The sequence below is a fragment of the Ktedonobacter racemifer DSM 44963 genome, assembly GCF_000178855.1.
Taxonomy (GTDB): Bacteria; Chloroflexota; Ktedonobacteria; order Ktedonobacterales; family Ktedonobacteraceae; genus Ktedonobacter; species Ktedonobacter racemifer.
The window spans coordinates 1,276,887-1,302,518 of sequence record NZ_ADVG01000005.1 but is presented as its reverse complement, the minus strand read 5'-3'; the positions used below and the strand labels follow the sequence as shown (position 1 = coordinate 1,302,518).

General features: G+C 56.1%; 24 protein-coding genes. 17 read left to right on the top strand and 7 right to left on the bottom strand.

Annotation, left to right across the window (positions count from 1 at the left end; genetic code table 11):
* Window positions 1-57: 57 nt before the first annotated feature.
* Entirely contained in the window at window positions 58-1,398 is a 1,341-nt protein-coding gene (locus KRAC_RS59660) for a spinster family MFS transporter (RefSeq protein WP_007923528.1), read from the bottom strand.
* 195 nt (window positions 1,399-1,593) lie between these two features.
* Window positions 1,594-3,321 carry a phosphoglycerate dehydrogenase gene (gene serA, locus KRAC_RS59655; RefSeq protein WP_007923527.1) on the bottom strand — a complete coding sequence of 576 codons (1,728 nt, stop codon included), beginning with the start codon at window positions 3,319-3,321 and terminating at the stop codon, window positions 1,594-1,596.
* Between the two features lie 378 nt (window positions 3,322-3,699).
* On the opposite strand from serA, the gene KRAC_RS59650 reads away from it, so the two are divergent.
* From KRAC_RS59650 to KRAC_RS59615, 8 genes are all read left to right on the top strand, one after another.
* Window positions 3,700-4,590, top strand: coding sequence for an ABC transporter substrate-binding protein (locus KRAC_RS59650; protein ID WP_007923526.1), 891 nt, complete (start codon window positions 3,700-3,702; stop codon window positions 4,588-4,590).
* A gap of 398 nt (window positions 4,591-4,988) precedes the next feature.
* Window positions 4,989-5,645, top strand: a complete 657-nt coding sequence (locus tag KRAC_RS59645; RefSeq protein ID WP_052569453.1) for an ABC transporter substrate-binding protein — start codon at window positions 4,989-4,991, stop codon at window positions 5,643-5,645.
* Between the two features lie 368 nt (window positions 5,646-6,013).
* Window positions 6,014-7,468, top strand: coding sequence for a pyruvate kinase (pyk, locus tag KRAC_RS59640; protein WP_007923525.1), 1,455 nt, complete (start codon window positions 6,014-6,016; stop codon window positions 7,466-7,468).
* 154 nt (window positions 7,469-7,622) lie between these two features.
* A complete protein-coding gene (rpsP, locus tag KRAC_RS59635) occupies window positions 7,623-7,904 on the top strand; it encodes a 30S ribosomal protein S16 (RefSeq protein ID WP_007923524.1) in 282 nt (93 codons plus the stop codon).
* A gap of 68 nt (window positions 7,905-7,972) precedes the next feature.
* Window positions 7,973-8,203 carry a KH domain-containing protein gene (locus KRAC_RS59630; protein WP_007923523.1) on the top strand — a complete coding sequence of 77 codons (231 nt, stop codon included), beginning with the start codon at window positions 7,973-7,975 and terminating at the stop codon, window positions 8,201-8,203.
* Between the two features lie 141 nt (window positions 8,204-8,344).
* A complete protein-coding gene (rimM, locus tag KRAC_RS59625) occupies window positions 8,345-8,941 on the top strand; it encodes a ribosome maturation factor RimM (protein ID WP_007923521.1) in 597 nt (198 codons plus the stop codon).
* A gap of 168 nt (window positions 8,942-9,109) precedes the next feature.
* A complete protein-coding gene (locus KRAC_RS73465) occupies window positions 9,110-9,331 on the top strand; it encodes a hypothetical protein (RefSeq protein ID WP_007923519.1) in 222 nt (73 codons plus the stop codon).
* A 258-nt stretch (window positions 9,332-9,589) separates the two neighbouring features.
* Window positions 9,590-9,838, top strand: a complete 249-nt coding sequence (locus tag KRAC_RS59615; RefSeq protein ID WP_007923517.1) for a hypothetical protein — start codon at window positions 9,590-9,592, stop codon at window positions 9,836-9,838.
* A gap of 92 nt (window positions 9,839-9,930) precedes the next feature.
* On the opposite strand, the gene KRAC_RS59610 is transcribed toward KRAC_RS59615, so the two are convergent.
* The 4 genes from KRAC_RS59610 to KRAC_RS64870 form a co-directional block, all read right to left on the bottom strand.
* Entirely contained in the window at window positions 9,931-10,881 is a 951-nt protein-coding gene (locus KRAC_RS59610; protein ID WP_007923515.1) for a cobalamin-binding protein, read from the bottom strand.
* Window positions 10,882-10,984: 103 nt separating this feature from the next.
* Entirely contained in the window at window positions 10,985-13,363 is a 2,379-nt protein-coding gene (locus KRAC_RS64880; RefSeq protein ID WP_007923513.1) for a serine/threonine-protein kinase, read from the bottom strand.
* A 5-nt stretch (window positions 13,364-13,368) separates the two neighbouring features.
* The gene (locus KRAC_RS64875) at window positions 13,369-15,618 is read right to left on the bottom strand and encodes a WD40 repeat domain-containing serine/threonine protein kinase (RefSeq protein WP_007923512.1); all 2,250 of its coding nucleotides are present in this window, start codon (window positions 15,616-15,618) and stop codon (window positions 13,369-13,371) included.
* 112 nt (window positions 15,619-15,730) lie between these two features.
* Complete coding sequence (locus KRAC_RS64870; protein WP_007923509.1) at window positions 15,731-17,974, bottom strand: serine/threonine-protein kinase; 2,244 nt, start codon at window positions 17,972-17,974, stop codon at window positions 15,731-15,733.
* Between the two features lie 579 nt (window positions 17,975-18,553).
* Here KRAC_RS64870 and dhaK point away from each other — a divergent pair.
* The 8 genes from dhaK to KRAC_RS64865 all read left to right on the top strand — a co-directional run bounded on the left by dhaK (window position 18,554) and on the right by KRAC_RS64865 (window position 24,687).
* Window positions 18,554-19,555: a dihydroxyacetone kinase subunit DhaK gene (gene dhaK, locus KRAC_RS59585; protein ID WP_007923504.1), complete on the top strand. Its 1,002-nt coding sequence runs from the start codon at window positions 18,554-18,556 to the stop codon at window positions 19,553-19,555.
* Window positions 19,556-19,627: 72 nt separating this feature from the next.
* Window positions 19,628-20,257 (top strand): dihydroxyacetone kinase subunit DhaL, encoded by a 630-nt coding sequence (gene dhaL, locus KRAC_RS59580; protein WP_007923503.1) that lies wholly within the window; start codon window positions 19,628-19,630, stop codon window positions 20,255-20,257.
* Between the two features lie 43 nt (window positions 20,258-20,300).
* The gene (gene dhaM, locus KRAC_RS59575) at window positions 20,301-20,705 is read left to right on the top strand and encodes a dihydroxyacetone kinase phosphoryl donor subunit DhaM (protein WP_007923502.1); all 405 of its coding nucleotides are present in this window, start codon (window positions 20,301-20,303) and stop codon (window positions 20,703-20,705) included.
* A 62-nt stretch (window positions 20,706-20,767) separates the two neighbouring features.
* A complete protein-coding gene (locus KRAC_RS59570; protein ID WP_007923501.1) occupies window positions 20,768-21,043 on the top strand; it encodes an HPr family phosphocarrier protein in 276 nt (91 codons plus the stop codon).
* A gap of 90 nt (window positions 21,044-21,133) precedes the next feature.
* Entirely contained in the window at window positions 21,134-21,928 is a 795-nt protein-coding gene (locus tag KRAC_RS59565; RefSeq protein ID WP_007923500.1) for a hypothetical protein, read from the top strand.
* Between the two features lie 83 nt (window positions 21,929-22,011).
* A complete protein-coding gene (locus KRAC_RS59560; protein WP_052569451.1) occupies window positions 22,012-23,106 on the top strand; it encodes a threonine aldolase family protein in 1,095 nt (364 codons plus the stop codon).
* A 199-nt stretch (window positions 23,107-23,305) separates the two neighbouring features.
* On the top strand, window positions 23,306-23,683 hold the full coding sequence (locus KRAC_RS59555; RefSeq protein ID WP_007923497.1) for an ACT domain-containing protein: 378 nt from the start codon (window positions 23,306-23,308) through the stop codon (window positions 23,681-23,683).
* A 173-nt stretch (window positions 23,684-23,856) separates the two neighbouring features.
* Entirely contained in the window at window positions 23,857-24,687 is an 831-nt protein-coding gene (locus KRAC_RS64865; RefSeq protein ID WP_007923496.1) for a phosphatase PAP2 family protein, read from the top strand.
* Here the strand turns inward: KRAC_RS64865 and KRAC_RS64860 are convergent.
* The gene (locus tag KRAC_RS64860) at window positions 24,684-25,079 is read right to left on the bottom strand and encodes a helix-turn-helix domain-containing protein (protein WP_007923495.1); all 396 of its coding nucleotides are present in this window, start codon (window positions 25,077-25,079) and stop codon (window positions 24,684-24,686) included. The two genes, KRAC_RS64865 and KRAC_RS64860, sit on opposite strands and share 4 nt — an antisense overlap.
* A gap of 204 nt (window positions 25,080-25,283) precedes the next feature.
* Here KRAC_RS64860 and KRAC_RS59540 point away from each other — a divergent pair, with 204 nt between their 5' ends.
* Window positions 25,284-25,562, top strand: coding sequence for a hypothetical protein (locus KRAC_RS59540; protein ID WP_007923494.1), 279 nt, complete (start codon window positions 25,284-25,286; stop codon window positions 25,560-25,562).
* The last annotated feature ends 70 nt before the right edge of the window (window positions 25,563-25,632 follow it).

Genomic DNA, 25,632 nt, shown 5'->3' with positions numbered 1-25,632 from the left:
GAGCGGGGAGCATGCGCGACAGCGCATGCTCCCCGCTCTCTTTTCTCTTCTATTACTCTAACCGCGTGCGCGGCGCATGCGCTGTTGCATGGCTTCCATATCTCCGGCGACCGTTCTTAGCCCGAGGAGGCAGATGAGGCCAGCGATAAAGAGGCAGGTGGGCGCGGTAATGAGCAGGGCTGTGCCCAGTGAGGTGCGGTCGGCGAGAATGCCGATGATGATGGGCGAGGCCGCGTCCCCCAGCAGGTGCGCCAGCAGCAAGAGCAGCCCGGTGGCGGTAGCGCGCTTATCAGGCTCGATGATATCCTGAATCACGGCGTTGATTGGGCCGAGACAGAGGCTGAGCGTGATGATGGCCAGGGTGAAGAAGGCCACAAAGGGATAGATGGTGTGGAAGGTGAGCGCGATCAGGGTCAGGGGCGCGCCCAGGAGAAAAGAGATGGTTGAGATGATGAGGCGTCCCTGCGGCCTGCGCTTCTGCAAGCTATCGCCAAGCCAGCCACCAATGATGGTGCCAATAATGCTGCCTGTGGCGAGGGTGAGGCCGGAGACGAGACCCGCCTGGGCCTCCGTGAGTTTGAAGTCACGTACAATGTAGGTCGTAATCCAACCGGTCGCGGCCCCTACAATGAAGAAGCTGGCGATGAAGGAGCCGAGCAAGATCCAGTAGGTGCGGATGTGTGCGATCTGTTTGAAGGTCTGCCAGACATTCGTGCCCAGGCTATGGCCCACTATTTCGCCCTCTGAAGCATCCTCGCTTGCCTCCTCATCGACGCGATCATAGACGCCGCGCTCCGGCTCCACGGCGCGCCAGATGAGGAAGGCGGCGATCAAGCCAGGGATGCCCACGAAGAAGAAGGCCCAGCGCCAGCCCAGGGTAACAGCGATAATACCGCCCGCAATCTGCCCGATAGCGGTTCCCACTACGTTGCCGATGGACCAGAACGAGAGCATACGCCCACGTACAGATTTGGGGAAATAGTCGCCGATCATCGAGAGGGAGGCTGGCGCGTAGCCTGCCTCGCCAACGCCCAGCACCGAACGGGTCAGCAGGAGCTGAATGAAGTTATGCGTAAAGCCTGCCAGGGCAGTCGCGATACTCCAGATGCCGACACAGGCCGCGACAATATTCTTGCGCACCCCTTTATCGGCCCAGATGCCCAACGGGAATGTTGCCAGGCCATAGATGAGTAGAAACGAGGAGATAATAAACCCGAGCTCGGTATCACTCAGGTGAAACTCGGGCTGAATTTTCGTTTGTACGGCTCCCAGGATGGAGCGGTCGGCATAGTTGAGGACATTGATAACCAGGAGTACGATAAAGGCAAAGCGTGCCTGTCTGCGTGTGATCGGTTTGACGTTTGGTAGTGGATATGTTCGTGGCTTTGTCGTCGTCATAAAAGCAGCAATCAACCTTTCCCCAGATATTTTTAAGCCTCATCAATTGTCACAGGTAATTTAGCTGATAGTAGCATTGATCCAGGCCTCTGTCTACCATACGTACTAAACTCTGCCGAGTTGTAGAGATAGGAGAAAGCGTAATAAAAAGTGTGTGGGAGATGGGGCGGAGCCCCATCTCCCACGCACTTTTTATTATAAATTGACGACGGTGACGCCGAAGATGTCGCCGGTCTCGCTGAGCTCGCGCAGCGCCCAGTCTGGAATGGCATCATCGACCGAGATGACCATCAGGGCCGTATCGGTGGTGTTGCCGGGGACGCGGGTGCGGGGCTTGCGCTCCACAGGGCCGACGTCCATGTGGCGGATATTGACCTGTGCCTTGCCAAGGAGGGTTCCAGCGCGGCCAATCATGCCTGGCTGGTCGAGGTTGCGACAGAAGAGGATATAGCCCTCAGGTACAAACTCGGTCCAGTAGCGGCCAACGCGTACGATGCGAGGCTCGTCATAGACGACCGCGCCGCTGATGACATCGAAGTGCTCATCCTCGATGCCGGGCTTGCCGATAAACGAGGAGGAGTTGCCATTGGGCGAGAGCACGCGTAGCGTGACCTGGTTGGCGAACTCGGCTGGCGTCGTGGACTTCTGCTCGGTGATCTCCAGGCCCCGTTCTTTGGCGAGCAGCTGGGCGTTAATCATATTGACGTGCGCCTCAGAGACGGACTCGAGCAGGCCCTTGATCAGCGCGGCTTGCAGTGGGCGCAGATCGTAGCTCGCGATATCGCCGTTATAGGTAACCTCGATCTTGCTCAGTGGTCCGGGCTGCAATTGAGTGTAGAGCCGCCCCATCTTTTCGAGCAGGGTCATGTATGGTTCAAGCACCTTCAGCGTCTCCGGCAGGATCAGCGGTGCGTTGACCGCGGCCCGGGGGAAACCGCCATTGAGGACAGAGACGATCTGCTCCGCGACATCGGTGGCCACGCCAACCTGAGCCTCTTCGGTGGAGGCGCCCAGGTGAGGGGTCGCGATCACGCGGTCATGAGCCAGGAGTTGCAGCAGGGTCTCGTCATCGCGGATAGGTTCCTGGCTGAAGACATCGAGTGCCGCGCCCGCCAGGCGCCCCTCGTTGAGGGCGTTGAGTAGGGCTTTCTCATTGATCAGGCCGCCACGAGCGCAGTTGATGAGGCGGGCTCCCGGCTTCATGATCTGAAGCTCATGCTCGCTGATCAATCCACGTGTACCCTGGGGGCCGCTGGTGAGCGAGGTGTGCAGTGTCAGGAAGTCCGCGCGGGTCAAGACCTCTTCAAAGGTTCCCATCTCGACCCCGTTTTTGCGTGCCTGCTCGGGGGAGACAAAGGGATCATAGGCCACGACCTGCATCTCCAGGCCCAGGGCGCGGCGCGCGACCGCCATACCAACTTTACCAAGGCCAATCACACCCAGGACCCTGTTGCGAACCTCGATGCCCATGAAGCGGCTCCTGTCCCATTTTCCTCCCTTGATGCTGGCATTGGCGGCGGGAACGTGGCGGGCCAGGGACATCAGCATGGCGATGGTATGTTCTGCAGCGGCCATGATATTGCCCGTGGGGGAGTTGACCACGATGATGCCCAGGCGGGTAGCGGCATTGGTATCGATGTTGTCCACGCCAACGCCCGCGCGCCCGACGATCTTGAGGTTGGTGCCCGCTGAAAGCACATCGGCGGTGACCTGGGTCTCGCTGCGCACGATCAGGGCGTGATAATCGCCGATGACCTCGGCGAGCTGCTCTGGTGTCAGGCCACGGCGCTCGTCGACCTGTGCCTCAGGCATCTGCTCTTTTAAGAGATCGATACCTTCGCGCGCGATTTTATCGGTAATTAAAATACGAATAGTCTGGGGGGAGTTATCTGCCTTGCTTGTTGGTTCGTGTACCTGTGTCATGCTGTGTTTTCTCCTCGTTGCCACATATCCCTGGAGGCTAGCCTCCCGAAAGGTACGCTCCCAGGGGACGAAAGGCCTGTGTGAGACGTGATTTGTGCAAATAGCCAAGGTTAAGTTATTGATATTCTGTGCTCGTCCTCGAACGCTGTTTGTATCTTCATTGAAGGCGTGATGCGCCAATGCGTGCCATATATGTGCGATGCAATGTTTGAGCGACGGACAACGATTGCCTATCCGCCGCAGGTTTATCTCTACTTTCAGGATATAGCATGGGGTGCAGCATGTCAAACTCTTTTCTTTCGAAAAGTTGTGAGATAAATAGGGGATGATTGTGCGTATGTATAGTTAGTAACGGAATCAGTTAAGAGGAGGTCTCGTATGTCTTTTATCTTCTCCAAGCGGGGGAAGCGCATGTCATGGCAGGCGCTTGGTATCAGTTGTATGCTCGGTTTGATGATGATTTTGGCTGCTTGTGGTAGTAGTGGCACAGCTACAGGTAGTAATAGTGGTGATAATGTAAAGGCCACAGTGGCCGCGCCAAAGGACTTGATCACTGGCGGGACGTTGACAGTTGGCAGCGACACGACATACCCGCCCCAGGAGTATGTTGACACGGCCAGCGGTCAGGCGACTGGCTTTGATGTTGACCTGATTACTGAGATGGGCAAGCGGATGGGCCTGAAGGTCAATGTTAAGAAGGCGAACTTTGATACGATCATCGACGATCTTAGCTCCAAGCGTTACGATGTCGTGATATCTGCGGTGACGATTAATCCAGATCGCCAGAAGAAGGCGCAGTTCATTCCCTATTTTAACGCGGGTCAGTCGCTCCTGGTGCAGAAGGGGAATCCCGATCATATTAGCAGCGTCAAGGACCTGTGTGGCAAGAAGGTTGGTGTGCAGACAAATACTGTTGAGTTTGATGCCCTGACCGCGGCCAAAAAGGACTGCACAACGGCGGGCAAGCCAACGATTGCGCTGACAGTGCTGGACGCGCAGACCGACGTTATCCAGTTGCTGGCCGACAAGCGCGTCGACGCGACCTACCAGGACTCGCCCGTAACGGACTACTATCTTAAGTTGAACCCGGGCCAGTTTGAGATTGGTGGCGCCATCACCGACCAGGCCCCCGAAGGCATTGTGGTGCGCAAAGACGACACCGAGATGTTTAACGCCCTCAAAGCGGCGTACGACGCGGTCAAGAAGGACGGCACGTACGATAAGCTCTTCGACAAGTGGCAGTTGAACTCCGCCCAGAAGGTAAATTAAGAGTACAAAGAAACAAGAATGGGGGGCTTGCCAGTGGCAAGCCCCCCATTCTTGTTTCTTTGTACTCTTTTAATAGCAGGAACGGGCCTGTGCTTTTGCGAGTGGGTGAAAGTATGTTACACTGTATTCGTCTTTATCGATTGATTCTAGGTTTGGAGGCTTTGGGTTAATGCATTTGTATGGGTCCCTGGTTTCTCGGAGAGGTAAGACACCTCTGGTGTTGATTATGTGTCTGCTTCTTAGTTGCGCGTTGTTCGTTGCGGCATGTGGTGGAAGTAGTGATAGGTGTCACTTCAAGCTCGGTGAAGCCGTCAGTGACGCCACCCGCTGATTTAATTAGCAAGGGGACGTTGACAGTAGGTACAAACTCGACATATCCGCCCCAGGAGTACAAGGATGTGACAACGGGGAAGGATGTTGGCTTTGATATGGACCTGATCACTGAGATGGCCAAACGCATGGGCTTGCAGGTGGCTGTGAAACAGGGAAACTTCGATACCATCATTGATGACCTGACTTCCAAGCGTTACGACGTTGTCATCTCGGGTGTGACCATTAATGCACCGCGTGAGCAGAAGGCTGATTTTATTCCTTATTTCAATGCCGGACAGTCATTACTGGTGCGCAAGGGAAATCCCGAGAAGATTCAGAGTCCTAAGGACCTGTGTGGCAAGGGCGTTGGTGTGCAGAACACAACCGTCGAGCAGGATAGCTTGATACAGGCCAATAAAGCCTGTCTTGCAGCAGGAAAGCCAGCTATTAAAGTAACGGCGCTTGATAGCCAGAATGATGTGGTGCAGTTGCTGGTGGATGGGCGTGTATCGGCGACCTACCAGGACTCGCCTGTGACAGATTATTATATGAAACTCAATCCAGGGCAATTCCAGATAGGTGGTTCCATTACCGATCAGGCTATAGAAGGTATCGCCACACGTAAAGGCGATCAGGAGATGGGGAAAGCCCTTAAGGCCGCCTATGACGCGGTGAAACGCGATGGAACCTATGATAAACTCTTTGGAAAATGGGGCTTAAACGCGCAGCAGGAAGTGCGCTAGATGCGCTTGCAATGGTCACCTGGCGCCGCCAGGAACTGCTTAGTTTAAGGCTCCACCTGGCCTCCCCTACCGCATAAGGGAGGACCAGGCTTTCTTTCGTATGAGTAGAAAAAATGCCTGGTTGGTCGAATGGTAAGATAGAGTGGGAACGGGTGCCCCTGGTTGGAGCGAGTGACGTGCAATGAGGCACACGATGTACATGGTGTACATACAGCACAATGAGTAAAAGAGACCCATCTGCGAGTGGAGTGTACGCAGAGGAACACCGTGAAAAACCAAAGAGCAAAGATCTTATTCCGAAACCCAACGTCACTTGCGTGACTAGCGCTTCGCGCTCAGGGTTTTCGGATAAGAAGTAAGAGGACTGTATGAGACGGACGAAAATCGTGTGTACTATTGGGCCCGCGACGCGCAGCGAAGAGCAGTTAGAACGTTTGATGCGGGCAGGCATGAATGTAGCGCGCTTAAACTTTTCGCATGGAACTCATGAAGAGCACGCCAAAGTGGTAGCAAGCATTCGCGCTATTTCGAGTCGACTACATCGGCCCATTGCGATCTTGCAGGACCTCCAGGGGCCAAAAATCCGTACCGGCACGCTCCAGGAGCACCGACCGGTGATGCTGGTAAATGGTTCCACCATTACGTTGACCACGCGCCCGCTTGAGGGCACTGCCGAGCAGGTCTCGACGACCTACAAGCAGTTGCCCGAGGACGTGAAGGTAGGCGACCGCATCTTGCTAGATGATGGCTTGTTGGAGTTGCGTGTCCTGGACCATAACGAGACCGATGTCAAGTGCCTGGTGGTGCATGGTGGCCTGCTTAAAGAGCACAAGGGCATCAACCTGCCTGAGGTCGCGGTCAGCGTTCCCTCGCTCTCCGACAAGGACCGTGATGACCTGCGTTTTGGCATTGAGCAGGGCGTTGATTATGTCGCGCTGAGTTTTGTGCGTAAGCCGGAGGATATTCGCGAGGCCAAGGAGTATATCAAGCAGATTCAGGCTGACCTGGGCGTAAAGGAGCGTGATTGCTACGTGCCGATCATCGCGAAGCTGGAGAAGCCCGAGGCCATTGAGCGGCTCGACGAGATCTTACACGAGACCGATGCTGTCATGGTGGCGCGTGGTGATCTGGGCGTCGAGATGGCCCCCGAGAAGGTGCCGTTGATCCAGAAGCGCATCATCGCCAAGTGCAATGAACTCTGTCTCCCCGTGATTACCGCGACCCAGATGCTGGAATCAATGGTCAATAATCCGCGTCCAACGCGTGCCGAAGCCAGCGACGTTGCCAACGCCATCCTCGATGGAACCGATGCCGTCATGTTGAGCGCCGAGACGGCTTCGGGGAGTTATCCCATTGAGGCGGTAGAGATGATGGTGCGTATCGCCGTCGAGACCGAGAATGGGTATCGCGCGAGTATCCAGTCAACGGTGCAGCAGCGCCTGACGCAGGAGCAGGCAGTCAGTCATGCCGCCCGCGCCCTGAGCGAGCAGACGAGCGTCAAAGCGATTGTAGTATTTACACGCTCGGGAAGTTCGGCGCATCTTATCTCTAAGGACCGCCCACGCACGCCGATCATCGCCTATACGCCCTCGGAGCATGTCTATCGGCGCCTGGCACTCTGGTGGGGAGTCTGGCCGCAGAATCTTCCTATGGAGGGCACGACCGAGCGGGTTATCGCCGACGTCGATTGCCACTTACAGGAGGAGAATTTGATCGCGCGTGACGAGCACATCGTCATCATGGGTGGGATGCCCGTGGCGAGCCGCGCGCGGACCAACTTTGTCAAGCTGCATTGCGTGGGCGAGGGGCCACAAGAGCGTTGACATTTTGAGTGGCGCGTGCTATTCTAGTTGGGCCGAAGTTCATGTGGCCCTGTCGGGTGTTAGAGGTGCCGTGTTGTTGCGCGCCGCACCAGGGAACGCGGCGCAGGTAGAAAATACAGCCCCTTTAGTGGGCGAGAGGTGAGAATTTTAAAGCATGAGTGTTAAGATCCGTCTCAAACGTACGGGCATGAAGAAGGCCCCAAGCTATCGTGTAGTGGTTGCTGACTCGCGTTCCCCCCGCGATGGTCGCATTATTGAGAATATTGGCTGGTACAATCCTCGTGTTGAGCCTTCCGCGATCAACATCAACGAGGAGAAGGCGCTGGGCTGGTTGAAGAATGGTGCTCAGCCAACCGAGTCGGTTGAGTCGCTGCTGAAGCGCTCTGGTATCCTGGCTCGCTTTGAGGCTGAGAAGTCTTCCACAAGCGCCGAGTAGTATCGATTAGGTTGTGCGGTCCGTTGTGAAGCATCGTGACCAGGTCGCGAGTGAGCAGAGGTGAATGTATGCGTAAACTGATTGAGTACATCGCTCAGTCGCTGGTAGACGATCCTTCCGCGGTCGAGGTGCGCGAGGTGCGCAATGATCGTAGCGCGCTGGCTCTGGAGTTACACGTTGCCCAGGATGATTTCGGCAAGGTGATTGGACGCCAGGGGCGTGTTGCGAAGGCTATGCGCACACTGCTGCGCGCCGGTGGGACGCGCGAAGGACGGCATACATCGTTAGAAATTCTCTAGGCACCTACCCGCCGGAGAGCGCGATGGATGCAAGAGCCATCTTGTATGCCTATCCATGATTGTGGTACGCCAGCACATATGTTGGTAGCAATCGGTGGATGGTAGGTATGACCGAGAGGCAATTCGCAAAGGGCGAAACTTATGCCAATGCAAAACAAGACCGAATGGGCTACTATCGGCAAAATAGTGGCCCTTTTTGGTGTGCGCGGTGAACTAAAAGTGTTGCCGCTGACGGATATCCCCGACCGCTTTACATCCCTGAAGGCGGTACACGTGAGCACCGATGGCCATACCTTTAAACGCTGTATTATTACGAGCGTGCGCCCGTATAAGGGCGATATGCTGTTAGTCAAGCTAGAGGGGATTACCAGCGCGAACGATGCCGAGGCCTTGCGTGATCAGAGCCTCTGGATTCCCGAGAGTGAGCTGGCGCAGTTGCCTCCAGACTCGTACTATCAGCATGACATTCTAGGACTCAAGGTCTATACCCTGAGCAACCAGGAAGTGGGACAGATCGTTGATCTCTTTCCCACAGGTGGAAATGATGTGTATGTCGTGCGGACACCTGAGCGCAAAGAGGTGATGATCCCAGCGATCAAAACGGTTGTGCACCAGATAGACGTGCTGCGTGGAGTTATGTACATCGATCCGCTTCCGGGGCTGCTCGACGACCAGGCCGTGCTGGACAATTCAAACGAAGAGGATAAAGAGGGACAAGACGAATTTGGGGAAGAATAGTAACAAAAAGGCCTGAAATTGCCCCCAATATGGCTGTGCATAATGGCGTAGGTGTGGTATTATGTAGGAGGAGATGAAACTCTCCAGGCGTCTGATCCGTAGTATAAACGAGACCTATTGCGCGGCTCGAAGCGAGTTGAGCATCAAGTTTCTGTAGGGAGGTGTCTCGTGTCTGACCAGATCCCAACTCTTGCTGATTTATGTGCGGCGATCTCTGATGGTGTTATTGCCTCGTGTGTCGATGAGAACTCGATGTATCAGGTGAATGCGTTGGAATTGCGTAGATACGTTGCCAAGCGCGACCTGGAACCCACATTTGCTCGTCTGCTCGCATCTCTTCCTGACCCCGGTAACTACGTCTCCCCTACCATAAGCATTATCGGCCAATAAGGCCGTTTTTTTTGTCTTCTGGAAAGCCCTGCCAAAGAGGATAGAAGAGTTGCACGCGTGGTAGGTTAGGACTATAATATGATCCAAAGCATTGGACCCTCTCCTGTTAGGAGGGGGTTCGGCGGGATCGCTCGACAAGCCAGGCGCGCCTCCCTGGTTTCAAGAATGCCATGTTATTATATATAACACCACGGCCTGTTAGCGCTATTGAGAGCAGGCTCAGAGGCGAGCTATTCCTACTCGAAGGAAAGGTATTGCATGGAGCAACTCGATACAGATCTAGATTATAGCGTAAGCAAAGCGCGTTCGGATGCGAAGAAGCGTTTTAATACGCTATACCTCCTCCCTATTTTGGGCGTGCTTGTGATCGCCTTCCTCATATTGGCGGTGATCTTCCAATTGTCAATCGATACAATTGTTAGCTCGTTCATGTCATTCTTCATTGTCCTCTTCTTTATCGTAGCTGGTTTGATGTTCTGGGCCATGCGTCCAGAGACAAGCCGCTAGGAGCACAAAGAGCGTAGAGGTAGAGGAATACAGAAAGCAGCGGCGTGGTGCCTGCCACTGGCAGGCACCACGCCGCTGCTTTCTGTATTCCTCTAGAGGAGTATGTAGGCGGATGGGTCGACTGAAAGGGGGAGGCGTTGTTGCCAGATGGCGTGCGCGAGCAGTTCGGCGGACTCGACGAGGCGCGGACCGGAGCGATTGAGATAGTAGTTGCCATCAATGAGAGAGACGCGTCCCTCACGTACCGCGCGCAACGTGGACCAGGTGGGATGTTTCTGGAGGAGTGGAAGGTCCTGCCGCGTGCGCTCGATAGTAAAGCCACAGGGTGCGAGGATGAGGACGTCAGGATCAAGGTCGCTCAGTTGTTCCCAGGTGAGCCAGGGAGCGTGCCGGCCGGTTTCGCCACAGATGTTCTCGCCGCCTGCGTAGTCGATGAGTTGCGGAGTCCAGTTGCCAGAACCCATGAGTGGATCCAGCCACTCCAGAACGGCCACGCGAGGCCTGGGGCCTGACGCGACGAGAGACGTGGTTTGGGCCTGTAGCTGCTGAAGGCGCTGTTGATAGCCCTGGATACACTCCTGGGCCTGCCGTTCTCTATCGAGGGCCTTGCCAACGCGCAGCATGTCTTCCCAAACGTCCTGGAGGCGGTAGGGGGCCAGCGAGACGACGCGCGGACGCAGCCCGGTGGTTTGCTCTAAGGCCTGGACCACGTCCTGCTCGCTGACGGCGCAGACCTCGCACTGAGTCTGGGTAAAGATGATATCTGGCTGGAGGCGTTGTAGCAGCTCGGTATCGATGGTGTAGATACTCAGGGCCTTGAGGGCATTCTCCCGAGCATCATCTCGGGCATGGGCGAGCTGTTTGATCTGCGTGTCGATCTGCTTGCTGGACGTGTTAGTATCGATGACTGGACGGCTAAGCAGGGGCAGGCGCAGTACCTCTGGAGGGTAGTCGCACTCATGGGAGCGCCCGACGAGCTGGTCCAGGCATCCCAATGCAGCGATCATCTCGGTTGCGCTCGCCAGGAGCGAGACAATACGCATGGCTTGTTATCCTTCTAAATCAATCATTCGATATTTAAGTATAGCATAGGAGTCAGGGCAATGGATGGGAACAGGCCGCAGGTCTGTTCCCATCCATTGCCCCTTACCCATCCACGCGCCAGATGATGGCGGTGTTGTCGGCTGAGGCGGTTGCCAGGTAGCGGCCTGCGCCGGGTTGCCAGGCGAGATCCATAATACTGCCTGAGTGTCCGGGATTGCCGAACATCAGGGTTTGCAGTTCGTTGCCATATTTGGATTTCTTGGGCGCGCGGTTAGTAAGATCCCAGATATGGACGAGCTGGCTATGGCTATAGCTGGCGGCAATGTAGCGCCCATTGGGTGACCAGGTCATGCCATAGACCTGGGGATACCAGGCGAGATCCGGGTCCAGCCCCTTGCGGTCGTGCGCGTCGGGATCATCGGTCTCCAGGCGATGGAGTTGCTTCTTTTTCTGGATGTCCCAGACATCGATGACATCCAGGTTGGAGACTGCGATGAGATTGGGATTATTGGGGCACCAGGCCAGGGCGAAGCGCTCCAGCAAGATACTTTTGGCGTTAGGAGCGATCTGACCCGCACGGTCCGCCAGCTCAATAGTTTGCGTGCTATTGCCTTTGCTATCGAAGATGTGTATCTGTTGCTTACTGTTGTAAGCGGCGAAATGCTTGCCATCGGGTGCCCAGGCCAGGGCCAGAATGCTGGTGTTATCGTCGCTCCCTTTAGACGTATTATTAAGAGTCTTTACTGGCTGATTCATATCTCTGAGGTCCCAGAGTTGTAGGGTCTGCCCACTTAGCTGATTGGTAACGAAGAAGCTGCTGGTAGGCGAGGCGACGACCTCATAATATGAGGGCGCGTTAAAGTCGCTTTTGGGAATATGGCTATCCTGGTAGACGAGTGGGTCCTGGGAGTTGGTAGTCAGATCAAAGGCATAGACCGTGTTGCGCGTCGACACGCTCTGGGTAAGCGCCATAAGGCGTTGCCCATTGTAGGACCAGCTGATCTGGTAGTAGCTAATGGCATCTTCGAGCCGCCAGCGTTGAAGAGGCGTTTTGACGATGTTCAGGGCCTTATGCTGCTGCTGTAAATAGGTGTTGGTGTCCCAGATCATGATGGAGTGGTCCGTGCTCGCGGTGGCGACGCGTGTCCCATCGGGACTCCAGAGGATGAATGAGAGGGGGCGCTTGTGACCCATAAGGCTGAGGGTGGGAACGCCTGAGATGAACTTGTGGGGCCCTGGCTCGACGGTTTGCGGTTTGGGTTGAGGGCGCGGCCAGAGGGCCGAGGCGGCACCGCCACCCAGCAGGAGAGCGGCGGTAGCTGCTCCACCGATAAGGACACCGCGCCGACTCACGCCTGGCTTCGCGGGTGTAGCGGGAGCAGTCGAGGGTGTGGGCATATACTGAGAAAGCGTCTGAGGTGTGGTCGGGTAGGAGGCCATGTGCGTGGGCAATGGTGGGGGCGGGGGAGCCGTGGTTCCCTGGGATGTGTCCTGCATATGCACGGGTGTATCAACCGTTCTGGGAGGCATGGAGGGGGTCACCTGGGTAGGAAGATATTCGGGGCGCTGTTTACTCCATGGAGCGAGTAGAGTCGCCTCGGGATCGTTCGGATTGGTGCGGGCGATAGGAGCCTGGCTCCAGGCCTTATCAAGGGCATCTACAAACGCGAGGCAGCTTTGCGGGCGGTCTTCTGGGCGCTTGGCCAGTCCTTGTAAGATAATAGCTTCAACTCTCTGGGGCAGGATCGGATTGATCTCGCGTGGTGGCCTGGGTTCCTCCATGAGCTGCTTAATCATGAGGTCGTAGGGGGTCGCGCCGTGGAAGGGAACGGTACCCGTAAAGAGCTGGTAGGCGATCACGGCCAGGCTATAGCGATCACTGGCGGGCATGGCGCTCCCTTGCACCTGTTCGGGGGCCATATATTCAGGTGTGCCACTGCCAGCGTACGTCTTACTGCGATAGGTGGTGCTGGTAAGCAGTTTCGCGATGCCGAAGTCGGCGAGATAGAGCCAATCATTTTGTAGGAGCATATTGGCGGGTTTGACATCGCGATGAATGACCTGCTGGCTATGCGCGTAGTCAATGGCCTCAGCGGTCTGGCGCAGGTAGTTCATGGCCAGGTCCCGGGTGAGATAGCGCTCGCGCTTCATAACATCGCGCAGGGTGCCACCTTGTAGATAGGGCATAACGATATAAGTCACAATCTCTTCGTCAGAGATAGGCTGTTCGCCAAAGGCATGAATGGTCAGAATATGAGGATGCTCCAGGGTGGCGGCCGCGCGCGCCTCATAGGCGAAGGCACGTAAAAAGCTTTGCTCGGAGGCCAGAATCGAGGGGAGTATTTTGATGGCCACCATTCGATGCAGTTCAGTATCCTCCGCCTGCCAGACCTGTCCCATGCCTCCATGTCCAAGACGGTGTAGCATGCGGTAGCGGTCAAGCATTTTTCCTTGCCATTCGGTAGCTTGATTGAGTGCCATAGTTGTTAAAAACCTCGTCCTTGTGTCTTCCAGAGAAGAATACTATTGTTGGGATCGTTATAGCTGGCGACGAGCCAGTTGCCATCGGAGGACCAGGCCAGGGAGAGCACCTCGTGTTTGAGGGCGTCGCTGGCGAAGTCGCCGACGGGGATTGTACCTTGAGTAATATTCCAGACCAGGATATGCCCATCCTGGGTGCCCCCGGCGAAGGTGCCACTCTGACTCTGATTTTTATAGGCCAGGCCGGTAAGCACGGTATTGGTCGGGATTTGCGTGAACGGGCTGGTCTTCTCCGTCCAATCCCAGAGAACCAGCGTCGATGCGTCCTGTTGCGTGATATAGCTGCCCGTAATTCTGCCATTGTAGGCAATAAAGGCGCTTCCAGATGGAGTAACCTGGTTATTCTCGAAAGAATAGAGCGTGCTGCCAGCGTTCCACTGAGTCTTGTCTGTAGTGCTCTGAGGAGCGCCGAACCAGGTGGGTTTATTACCCTGGAATTGGACCCGGCCAACGAGCATGCCTTGCGTGACCGCAAAGGTCAGGATCGTCTCGCCTTTGGGGGCACGCTGGCTGTGATTCGCGGTCGAGAGGACAACAGGCTTATGGCTGGTGCCAGGGGCAACCGCCAGGCGATTCTGGATGGTCAACGTGCCTGGCACCTGCGTTGGATTGGTTGTATCAATCACCCAGGCCGTAAATTGCAGCTTCTGTGTATCTGGATCATTGGCCGCCAGCAAGAGCCGCGTGTTACTGAGCCAGGCGAGGCCATCAACCGTGCTGGTTGGCAGAGTAAGGGGCGTTACGAACCCGGGCAGCGGCTTTAGATCGGGGGTGTAGAACGCGAGAGAGGCGGCCTGGCTGCCGCTGAAGGCCACCGCGATATATTTGCCATCCAGCGACCAGGAGAGCAGGGGTGCGCTGGTCGTACCAGGCAGTTTGAGCTTGGTTCGGGCGAGCGGCTGGGGGCTGCTGTGAGAGCGTAGGGTGTTGCTATCCCAGAGTAGAAGCTGCTGATCGCTGGCGACCGTCGCGAAGATGTTTTGCGTTGGCGACCAGCTGAGCGAGGTGACCGGGCTTTGATGCTGGTTGTGCATAGCCAGGGCCAGCCCATCGGGCGTTGGGATGGCTGTGGGCGCGTGATGGACCTGGGGCGCCGGTGGTGCGATGGTATGATTGAGTGTTAGCCAGCCGCCTGTACCAGCGGCGAGGCCCACCACAGCGGCCCCGGTACCAATAATAAGCTTACGACGCGAGAGCGGCCTGGTTGGCCGGGCCGCTGGTTGTGCAGACGCTTCCTGTGAGGGGCTGGACTGGTGCTGGGTCGAAGATGACGCTGCCTCCGTGGTTTGCCTTTCCTCAGAGGGCAGGAGGCGGACGACCTCCTCAAGCGCCGCGATATAGGCTTTGGCGCTGGAATAACGCTCTTCTGGCTGTTTGCCGAGCTGGCGGAGCAGAATCGCTTCAAGCTGTGGCGGGAGCGCGGGATTTAGAGAGCGAGGCGCTGGCGGCTGCTCCGTAAGATGCATGATGGTGGTCATCGCAGGCGTGGCACTAGTGAAAGGGAGCTGACCTGTGAAAAGCTGGTAGGCGATGACACCCAGGCTATAGTCATCGCTCGCGGGGACGGCGCGCCCCTGAATCTGCTCGGGCGCAATATAGTTGGGCGTGCCCAGGCTGGTGCCCGCGCGGGTCAGATTCTTCCTGGATGCCAGGATGCGGGCCAGGCCAAAATCGGAGAGCAGGAGCCAGTCATCCTTGCGCAGGAGCATATTGGCGGGCTTGATATCGCGATGCACGATGCCCTGGGTATGTGCGTAGTCGATAGCTTGCGCAGCTTGCTTCAAATAGTAAAGTGCCTCGCGAGGCGGCATCAGTTGCTTGCGTTCCTGGTAGGCATCGATGCGATCCGCCAGGGAACCGCCTGGGAGATACGGCATCACAAGAAAGAGCAGCATCTCATCGGCGTTAAGGGCGATCTGTCCATAGTCGTGGATGGGAACGACATGGGGATGGTTGAGGGCGGCCGCGGCCTGGGCCTCCTGCCTGAAGCGTTCGAGAAGCTCTTCTTCTCCCTGTGTGTAGATCTGAAGTGTCTTCATCGCGACCTGGCGATGAAGGCTGGGATCCTCGCAGAGCCAGACCTCCGCCATGCCGCCCTTCCCAAGGAGGCGCAAGAAGCGATAACGGCCAATATTCTGGCGCTGCTGTGTACCTGGTATGTTTGGCGCTTGTACGTTATGGCCATCGTTTATCATGAATCTCGTCCTTAAAAATAGCGATTGTAGCTCCTCTGTTTACCAACTGCTTGTAAGTATGCCTGATTATAGAGCAAACTACTATGATATGGCTCACGAAATCAGAAGCGAGTTAGAACGTCCTGCCCTGCATCTTCCAGATGTGAGTAGTCGCGTAATCGTCATTGTAGCTGGCTGCCAGCCATTTATAGTCAGCAGACCATGCCAGGGCCTGTACCGCCTTTTTGACGTCGCTGCTGAGTGTCGCGACGGGCTGGTCGAAGTGGTTGGTATCCCAGAGCTGTATCTGGCCATCGGGGGTTCCCGTGGCGATGAGAGGTGTCTTCCCATTGGTGCCGTAGGCCAGGGTCGTAATCTTATTTGAAAGCGTGGTTGTAAGTGCTGTTTGTTTGGTGCCCTTTCCCACATCCCAGACGGCCAGGGCAGTCGTGTTACTGCTGTAGTAGCCTGCGACTTTATTGCCATCCGGAGACCAGCTAACAGTGAGGAGATCCTGAAAGTTTTGATCTTGGGGTAGGGGTAGCTGACCGGGGGCATCTTGCCAGGTAGGCAGACCTCCATTCATACTCGCGGTGCCTACGAGAATGCCGCCTTCGCATGCAATAGCTATCTTCTGGCCATCGGGAGAGGCTTTCACAAGCGTATTCGCTGGGCTGATGCCACCTCCTATATATGCCTTGATTTTCGTGGCATTCATTGTGGTTTGCCCTGGCTTATTGCAATCAAGCCCCCAGAGGTAAAAATGCTGGTAGTCCTCAGCGTCTGCTATATATGAGACAGAGAAAAGATATTTTTGGCGTGTCCAGGTGAGACCATTCAGGGTGCCCGCCCCCTTGGCAAAGATGGGTTTTTGAAAGCCTGGAGCACGACCTGAGAAGTCTCGTGTGTACAGATCCAGAGACATTGTGTGAAAGTCAGAGAGCGTTTCTTCGTTCGTATTGCCTAGCGCAAGTATGCTTCCATCAGGTGACCAGGCCAGGGTTTTGGAACCATATTTTAGATTGAGTTTGGCGCCAGGCTGGGGAGTGGCATTGGCACGCATATGCTCAATGTCCCAGGTATAGATGGTGTCGCTTGTGCCTGGCATGGTCGTCAAGAAATTGCCCTGGGGCGACCAGGCAAGCCCTGAGATCGTATCTATATTGATATCGCGAATGACCAGGTTGGGACCATTGGGATTGGGCCTGGCTGGCGGCGTGGGAGCCTGGACAGGAGGCTTCGGCGTGGGCTTGCTCTGGTGAGTGAGGAACCAGGCAGATCCACCCCCTGCAAGTAGCAGGGCTGCGATACCGCCGCCAGCCAGCGCGGTTCGCCGCGTGATGGGCTTATCGCTCGCTGGCAAGAACCCTGAAAAGCGTAGGCGAGACTGGGTAATTGTCGAGTGCTGATCGCGAGAGAGCGACGCGTTCTCGTTCAAGGGAGGAAGCGTGTGCGGCGTATGTGACGAGGCGGGTAGAGGGGCCTCGGAGGTGAAGCGAGGCGCAAGCCCTGGATAGGCCCGAATAAGTTCAGCGAAGAAGACCTGGGCAGAGCCCGGGCGCTCTTCGGGCTTTTTGGCCAGGGCGTGCAGGATGGCCTGCTCAAGCTGCACGGGAAGCTGGGGATTGAACTGGCGCGGCGAGGGTGGAGGCGTGAGGATATGTTGGACGCTCAGTGCATAGGTCGTCTCCGCAATAAACGGGAGGCGACCAGTGAAAAGCTGGAAGGCGATGACCGCGAGACTATAGATATCGCTGGAGGGGACGTCGCGCCCCCTGGCCTGTTCGGGAGCCATATATTCCGGTGTGCCGAAGCCCGCGCCGGTATGGACCTCAGCGTCGTTGCCGGAGAGCAGGTGCGCGATGCCGAAATCGGAGAGCAGGAGCCAGTTGGCGTCGCGCAGAAGCATATTACCGGGCTTAATATCGCGATGGACCACCCCCTGCTGGTGGGCGTAATCAATGGCGTCGGCGGCCTGCGCGAGATAGGTCAGGGCCTCTTCAATGGGCATGTGTTGTTTAGCGGCCGTCAGAGCCTCGATGCGGTCGGCGAGCGAGCCGCCGGGGAGATAGGGCATAACGATATAGGTAATGACCTGTCCATTGGGCAGGGAATGTTCACCATAATCATGTACCGATACAATATGCGGGTGTGTAAGCGCGGCCGCGGCCTGGGCCTCCACTTCAAATCGGCGTGTAAAGGCTACATCATCTGGAGCATGGGCGGGGAGGGTTTTAATTGCCACCTGGCGGTGCAGGCGTGGATCTTCGCAGAGCCAGACATCGGCCATACCACCACGGCCGATGCGTTTGATTACCTGGTAGCGTCCAAGGGTTCTTGCGATTGCCTGTTGGGAAATAAAGCCATCGTTCGCCATGAGAGCCGTCCCTTTGCGTATACTTATTTTTGCCGTCATAAATAGATAGTGCTAAATATGCATAAACTATACTACAGCTAGATCATGTTGTATAGATATTGGTAGTCATTGCCCATAGAGGTGACGCCACCCTTCGCGCCTTCGGCGCTCAGTGGTCAATAAAAGTGTGTACCTCTTGCAGGTATTCGCCTGCAAGAGGTACACACTTTTATTGATAGGCGGAATGGGTGTGGAACAATCACGGTTAATGAGAAGGGGGATATGGATGACGTGTATTGAGGTACAATGTATTGTGTTGAGCTTTTTTTATGTGATGTCCCGGAAATGCCATTGGCGCAATTCCTGTGCTATACTTAGATTACTTGAGCGAAATATGTGTGCTGATGTGGGGTTGATGGCGAGGTGGGAAGGGGTGATACTGGCAGGTAAGTCCGAGGGGGAAGTGGAGCTTAGGTAGCAGGATGGGCTGCTATGATACAGGTTTGATACGCGAGTACTTCGAAACTCGATGCTCTGTTGTCGAGGGACGAGAGATGTTCCATGGTGGAATAGTTTAGGAGACCAAAGGAGGCGACTCGCATGAAAAAGCTCATCAACAAGCCGGAGGATGTGGTCAAAGAGGCGCTGGCAGGTATGGAAGCCCTGCACGCAGAACTGATTCGTGTCGACTATGAGAGCCAGGTGATTGTGCGCGCCGATGCCCCGGTCCAGGGGAAAGTGGGAATTATTTCGGGTGGTGGGAGTGGGCATGAACCGATGCACGGCGGCTTTGTGGGGCGTGGGATGCTGGACGCGGCCTGTCCCGGCGAGATTTTTACCTCGCCTGTCCCCGATCAGATGCTGGCTGCGACGCGGGCCGTGAATGGTGGCGCAGGTGTATTTTACATTATTAAGAACTATACAGGCGACGTACTGAACTTTGAGATGGCGGCGGAACTGGCGGCGGCCGAAGATATCGAAATTGCCTCTGTGGTCACGAACGACGACGTCGCGGTCCAGGGTAGCCTCTATACCGCTGGTAGGCGTGGTGTGGGCGTCACCGTGCTGCTGGAGAAAATTGTGGGTGGCCTGACGGAGACCGGCGCTCCCTTGTCGGCAGTCGCCGAGATGGCGCAGCGCGTCAATGCTAATGGGCGTAGTATGGGCATGGCCCTGACCTCCTGTACCGTGCCAGCCATGGGAAAACCAACCTTTGACCTGGGCGAAAACGAGATGGAGATCGGCATTGGCATTCATGGTGAGCCTGGGCGCAGGCGTGTGCCCCTGGCCTCTGCCGCGGAAGTGACCGAGATGCTGGTCAGCCCGATTCTAGAAGACCTGGAACTCAAGGCGGGCGAGCGGGTGATCGCCTTTGTAAATGGGATGGGGGGGACGCCACAGATTGAACTCTATGTGGTGGCGAACGAACTGGCAAAGATCCTGCGTAGAAAGAACGTTACTATCGCGCGCTCCCTGGTGGGGAGCTATATCACTTCGCTAGAGATGGCTGGCTGCTCGATTACACTCCTGCGTGCGGACGATGAAATATTGAAGTACTGGGACGCACCTGTCTATACTCCTGCGTTGCGCTGGGGCATCTAGCGTTGTCGATAAGGAGTACGTCTGTAGTAGCCCTATGCTGGCAGCAGACGTATTCACGTAGGGAGAGAATGTATGCCGATAACGAGCGAGAAGCTTATTGCCTGGTTGCAGCGGGTAGGGCAGGTGTTGCATGAGCAGCGAGAATATCTGACGCAGCTAGATGCCGCCATTGGGGATGCCGATCATGGCATCAATATGGACCGGGGCTTTCGGGCTGTCGTTGAGAAATTGCCTGCCCTGGCGAGCGCTGATAGCGGCACCATCCTGAAGACTGTGGGGACCACGCTTGTCTCCACTGTTGGGGGTGCCAGTGGCCCGCTCTATGGCACCGCCTTTTTGCGCGCGGGTATCGCTATGGCGGGTAAGCAGGAATTACAGGAGGCGGATGTGGTCGCGCTGCTCGCTGCGATGGTCGAGGGTATCCAGGCGCGAGGCAAGGCCCGACGGGGGGAGAAAACCATGTTAGACGCGCTACTTCCCGCTCTGGAGGCCGCGCGCAAGGCCGAGAGTGAGGAGCTGGAGATGCCTCAGTTGTTGCAAGTATGCAGTAGCGCAGCGGAAGCAGGCATGAAGAGCACGATCCCCTTACTGGCGACGAAGGGGCGGGCCAGCTATCTTGGTGAGCGCAGTATTGGTCACCAGGATCCCGGGGCGACATCGAGTACCTTGATGCTACAAGCGCTCGCGGAGACCTATCGATGATGAGAGACCTTACGCACATGCAGAAAGAACGAGGAGCTAAGCCATGGGAGTCGGGTTAGTCATCGTGTCACATAGCGCACGGCTGGCGGAAGGCGTTGTTGAACTGGCTAGCCAGATGGCGCAAGGCAAGGTCTCCATCGTCGCGGCGGGTGGCGGGCCGGATGGTTCATTAGGAACGTCGGTGGAGAAAATTCTGGCCGCGCTACACACGGTCGAGGGGCGTGATGGTGTCCTGGTCTTGCTTGATTTGGGGAGCGCGGCCATGTCGGTTGAGATGGCTGTAGAGGCCTATCGCGCTGAACAGAAGGAGCGGCGAGTGATTGTGAGTTCAGGCGCGCTGGTCGAGGGGGCCGTGGTCGCCGCGGTCGAGTCCTCGATTGGCAACACCCTGGATGCAGTGGCAGCTGCCGCGGCTGAGGCGCATACCCTGCCGAAGGTCCATCATTAAACTCGTGGGCGTTCTCCATGTTGTACCTCTCTGTCTAGATTCGCATAGGGAAGGCATCGTCTATGGCAGCGTTAGAAACAACACTCAAAATCACCAATAAAGTTGGCCTCCATGCCCGTCCTGCGCGCCTGCTGGTTCAGACGGCCGCCAGTTTTCGAGCGCACATCTCGCTCCAGGTTGGGGAGAAGGTCGCCAACGCCAAGAGTATCCTGGCCGTCTTGAAGCTAGGGGTGCAGCAGGGGACTGAGATCCTGGTACGCGCCGAAGGCGACGATGCCGAACCTGCACTCGCGGCTATCGCCGCCCTTGCCAGGCGTAATTTTGATGAAGACGCGTGACCTCATAATATGCCAACACTTTCTTCTGTGTCAGACAAGATGCGATAAATTTGCTTATAGTCAAAGATGAAACAAGCAAGGAGGCCCATCTTGAAGAGACTGGATTATGCCCCAGGCCTGGATCAGTGGCGGGATGTCTTGAGCAGGACATTGCCGGATTGTACTGCGCAGATAGAGTGCTTTTTCGCGGATCGTGAGTTTGGCTTTCAGCATGCCTGGGAGGTGCTCGACAAGGTGAGCCGCCTGGCGACACAGATTGAGCATCGAGATGGGCGCCTCCTGCATCACGAGGTGATAGAGCACCTGGCACTCTTCCACGATATCGGTAGGTTCTTTCAAGGGGCACATGTAGTGGAGCCTATCGTCCTGGCGCAGCAGGTGTACACGCGCTTCGCCCGAGAGCAGGCGGTACGGCCTGATAGCGCGCGGGCGGTACTCGATGGAATTGTGAGCACACCATTCTTGAACTACCGCTTGCATCCCTCCAGTCATCCTCCACGCACCCTGGAGGCCGATATCGTGCGTGCAATCGTGATTATGTTGAATACAAGAGGCGCGCGAGTTGACTACCACTATGCATGCAGCCGCGCCCAGCACGATGCCCCCTTTTTTGACCCCTCACTTACCCAGGAACAGCGCGCTCGCTTCTCCTTAGAGCACTTTTCGGGCGACCATCTCAATGTCTTGCTCTCGTTGCTAGCCATGCGCCCCGGTGATTTCTCGCATCCTGTGCTGCAAGAGGCGTATCGCAGGTGGCGAGGGCCTGTAAAGGAAGAGGTCGTCGCACATATTCTCGACCTTGCCCGGCGCGTAGGTGAGAGCGAGGAGTACCTGGAGAGCATACAGCAAACCATTACCTGGTATCGCAGCACATTCGCATGTTAACATATGGGTGGGGGGATGAGGTGTGGATGTTGAGTAGTTTTCTACATGGAAAAAGTGTTGTAAAAGGATGGTGGTATTTCTCTATGTCCATAACTGAACAGGATAAAGAGCGTATTTTGTCCCAGTGTAAGCGCTTTCTAGCCATGCATTATCCCAGATCTCCGCGCGAGGTCTTGCATGATCTGACGGAATTTGTTGATCCAGAGGCGAAGGCGGATCGGTACGGTGGTGGTGAACTGATTACTTCGTTTGAGGAGGAGATTGCCCATTTACTGGGAAAAGAGGCCGCGGTCTTTATGCCCAGCGGAACGATGTGCCAGCCCATCGCGCTGCGTATCTGGTGTGAGCGCAAAGGGTGCAAGCGCGTAGCGTATCATCCCACCTGTCACCTGGAGATTCACGAGTACGATGGCTACCAGCGTTTGCATGGCCTGGAACGAGTTTTGCTGGGTTCGGATCGCCAGGTCTTCACCCTGGAAGACCTCAAAAGTGTGCCAGAGACTCTGGGTGCCCTACTCATCGAGTTGCCCCAGCGCGAAATCGGTGGACAGCTTCCTTCCTGGGAGGAACTGGTAGAAATCACGACCTGGGCGCGTGAGCGTGGGATAGCGACGCACCTGGATGGTGCGCGTCTCTGGGAGTGCAAGCCCTTCTATCAGCGTGAGTATGCCGAGATCGCGGGCCTGTTCGATACGGTCTATGTCTCATTCTACAAGGTCCTGGAAGGGATCGCGGGCGCGGTGCTGGCGGGCCCTGCCGACATTATCGCCGAGGCGCGTATCTGGCAGCGGCGGCAGGGAGGCAACCTGATCAGCCTCTACCCTTATGTACTCTCGGCGCGGCAAGGGATGCAGAAGCATCTCGGGCGCATCGACGAGTATTGCGCGAAGGCGCGCGAGATCGCCGCCGCGCTCTCGGACCTGCCCCAGATCGAGATCCTGCCCAATCCTCCGCAGACCAACATGCTGCACCTCTTCCTGCGTGGCGACCGTGAGCGGCTGGTAGACGCTGCCTGGCGCGTCGCTGAGGAGACACAGACAGTCCTTTTCCGTATGCTGACTCCCACGCTTGTCCCACAGTATAGTAAATTTGAACTCTCCATCGGCGAGGCCGCCCTGGAGATCCCCACAGAAGAGATTTCCCCCCTCTTCCGGCGCGTCTTCGAAATGGCCGAGTAAGGCGCAGCCCCAGTAACTGCGTACGCAAGTAGTGGGCTCCAAGCCCACTACTTGCGTACGCAGTTACTGATGGTTTGTGCTGGTGCATCCTGGTGGCGTACAATTTCGTGTGTAGATCAGACGTTAGCCCTGGTCACGCACCCGGGCGGGCATGAAAAGTTATTGTGCGTTATGCCATACCCTGAAGGGATCAGGAACGATGCAACTGGTAATTCTCGCTATTCCGCTAAGCGTTTGTCGGCTCGATCCGGGGCAGGAGATACCTGCCTGGGCATTGAGCCGGCGCGAATTTCTAGCGATAACATATACGCGTGGAGAACTCTCGATTGTCTGTGCCTCTGAAGTCGTGCCAGAGGAGGTTCAGGTGGAGCATGGCTGGCGGGCCTTGCAGGTTGAGGGTCCGCTGGACTTCTCTCTGACGGGCATCCTGGCGAGCCTGGCGACCCCGTTGTCGGGCGCGGGCATCTCGATCTTTGCCATCTCAACCTATGATACCGACTACCTGCTTGTGAAAGAGGTACACTTGGACCGGGCGCGAAAGGTGCTAGAGGCGCTGGGATATACCTTTCTGAATTGAATTCTTATAGTCATGAAGCGTAGTCTTGCTACGTGCGTTCTGTTTGTATCCATTGAAGTAGATCGATCCGTATGTGTAGTGTGACATGGTAGCGTGGGGTGATAGAGCCTGGTGATGCTATCCTGCTTACTAGAACATCTGAGAGGCATTTCGCCGCAGGGAGGATTGAAGCTATGAGTGCAACGGAGCGCACAAGTGGACCGTTTCAGGTAACGCAAACACGAGCAACGGAGAGCACACGACACGAGCAGGCACGTGCTCACTGGAAGATAGAGCTAGCATTATGGGTGGTGGGCGTCATCATCTTTCTGCTCACCTGTATGGGCATGCATATGCATCCCCGTCCCTTCTCCTTTGATCTTTCGATCATGCAGACCATTCAGAACTGGCACCTGGGAAGTGTGCTCGATGCCATTGTACGCTTGCCTAGCGTTCTGGATGACCCCTTCTGGTCAATCGTACTTTTAAGTAGCTGGCTGATCTTCTTGTTAGTGGGAGCGATCTGGGCCTGGTTTACGCACCGACGAGCGCTGACCTGGCTACAAAATGTGCTCTTTCTGGTCGCGATTGTCGCCAGCGGGTCAGGGGTAAACACGCTTCTGGACATCCTGGTTGGGCGCCCGCGTCCCCTGGCGAAGATGTACCCAATTCACAACTATGAGACTATTGTCCCCTTCCCCTCTTATCCCTCGGGCCACGTCTCACATGATGCCATCTACTATGGCTTCTTGTTGTACCTCAGCCAGACCAAGCCTGTGCGCCGCTGGAAGTATTATCGCTGGCTCCTACCCTTGCAGATTCTCGCGGTGATCGAAATCGTGCTAATTAGCTATTCACGCATTCTCATGGGTGGGCACTGGCCAACAGATGTCCTGGGTGGATACTTTGAGGGCGTGCTCTGGCTCAGCCTCTTCATTTTCCTGTATCGCTGGGCGACACCCTTGCAGGAGAAGTGGCAGCAGCGCCTCGACCAGAAGCGGGGTGCGCGCCATCGCCATGCTTAGTTCAGATTCAGGTGCTTGTTGAGGAGGAAGGCGCTGAAGTCCGCGACACTCTCGATTGCGCCTTCGTCGAGCATATTCACCATGCGTTTGACCACAGTCCGACGACTCTGACCGGGAGCCCCAGGGAGAAAGCCAATGACGCTGGTAACCTGGGGTTCGCGTTCGCTACGGATCTCTTCCGCGACCATCTCCAACAATTCCGCGACATCCAGCTCCAGAGCGCCAGCCAGGCTTTCCAGCACCTTGGCCGAGGGATATTTCTGTCCCCGCTCGATCTCTCCCACATAAATTTCGGAGAGGCCAGCCTTCTCGCCCAGCTCTTTGATGGTCATATTATGATCCTGGCGTTCGCGACGGATGACGCGACCCAGCAGTTCTTGTAAATCGGCCATATTTGCTTCCTTCCTATGCTCAGAGCATTGCCTATGCTGTAGCTATGCTGACAGCATAGTTTTTCTCTATGAGTATACGCTAATGGCGTGCTATATTCAAGGCAACAGATAAAACTATGGTTATTGTGTGTGGTGTAACAGGGGCATTCGCCCCTGTTACACCACACACAATAACCATGTTGAAATGAGTAAAGGAGCAATAAGATGCATATGCCAAGGATTGGTATGGGTTACCTGGCGGGGAAGATGGAGAAGCAGGAGTCGCAGCCAGGCTCGGTCTTTATCCCTATGGTGTATGAGCAAGCCCAGGCTGCGCGGTGGGAGTATAAGATTCTCACAGTGGATCCAGCCGAGGAGGCTCTGCCTGACGAGGTTCGCCTGAGCGAACTGGGAGCAGAAGGCTGGGTTATGGCCGGTCTTCTCGATGAACGGTCAACAGGAAAAGGCAAAAAAATTCACTACTACTTCTTGCGCCAGGTCTAGAGACAATCGTCTGTAGGGGCCATGCTGGCATGGCCTTGCTGCGAGCGGGAATCGTTCCGACTGGCGGGAG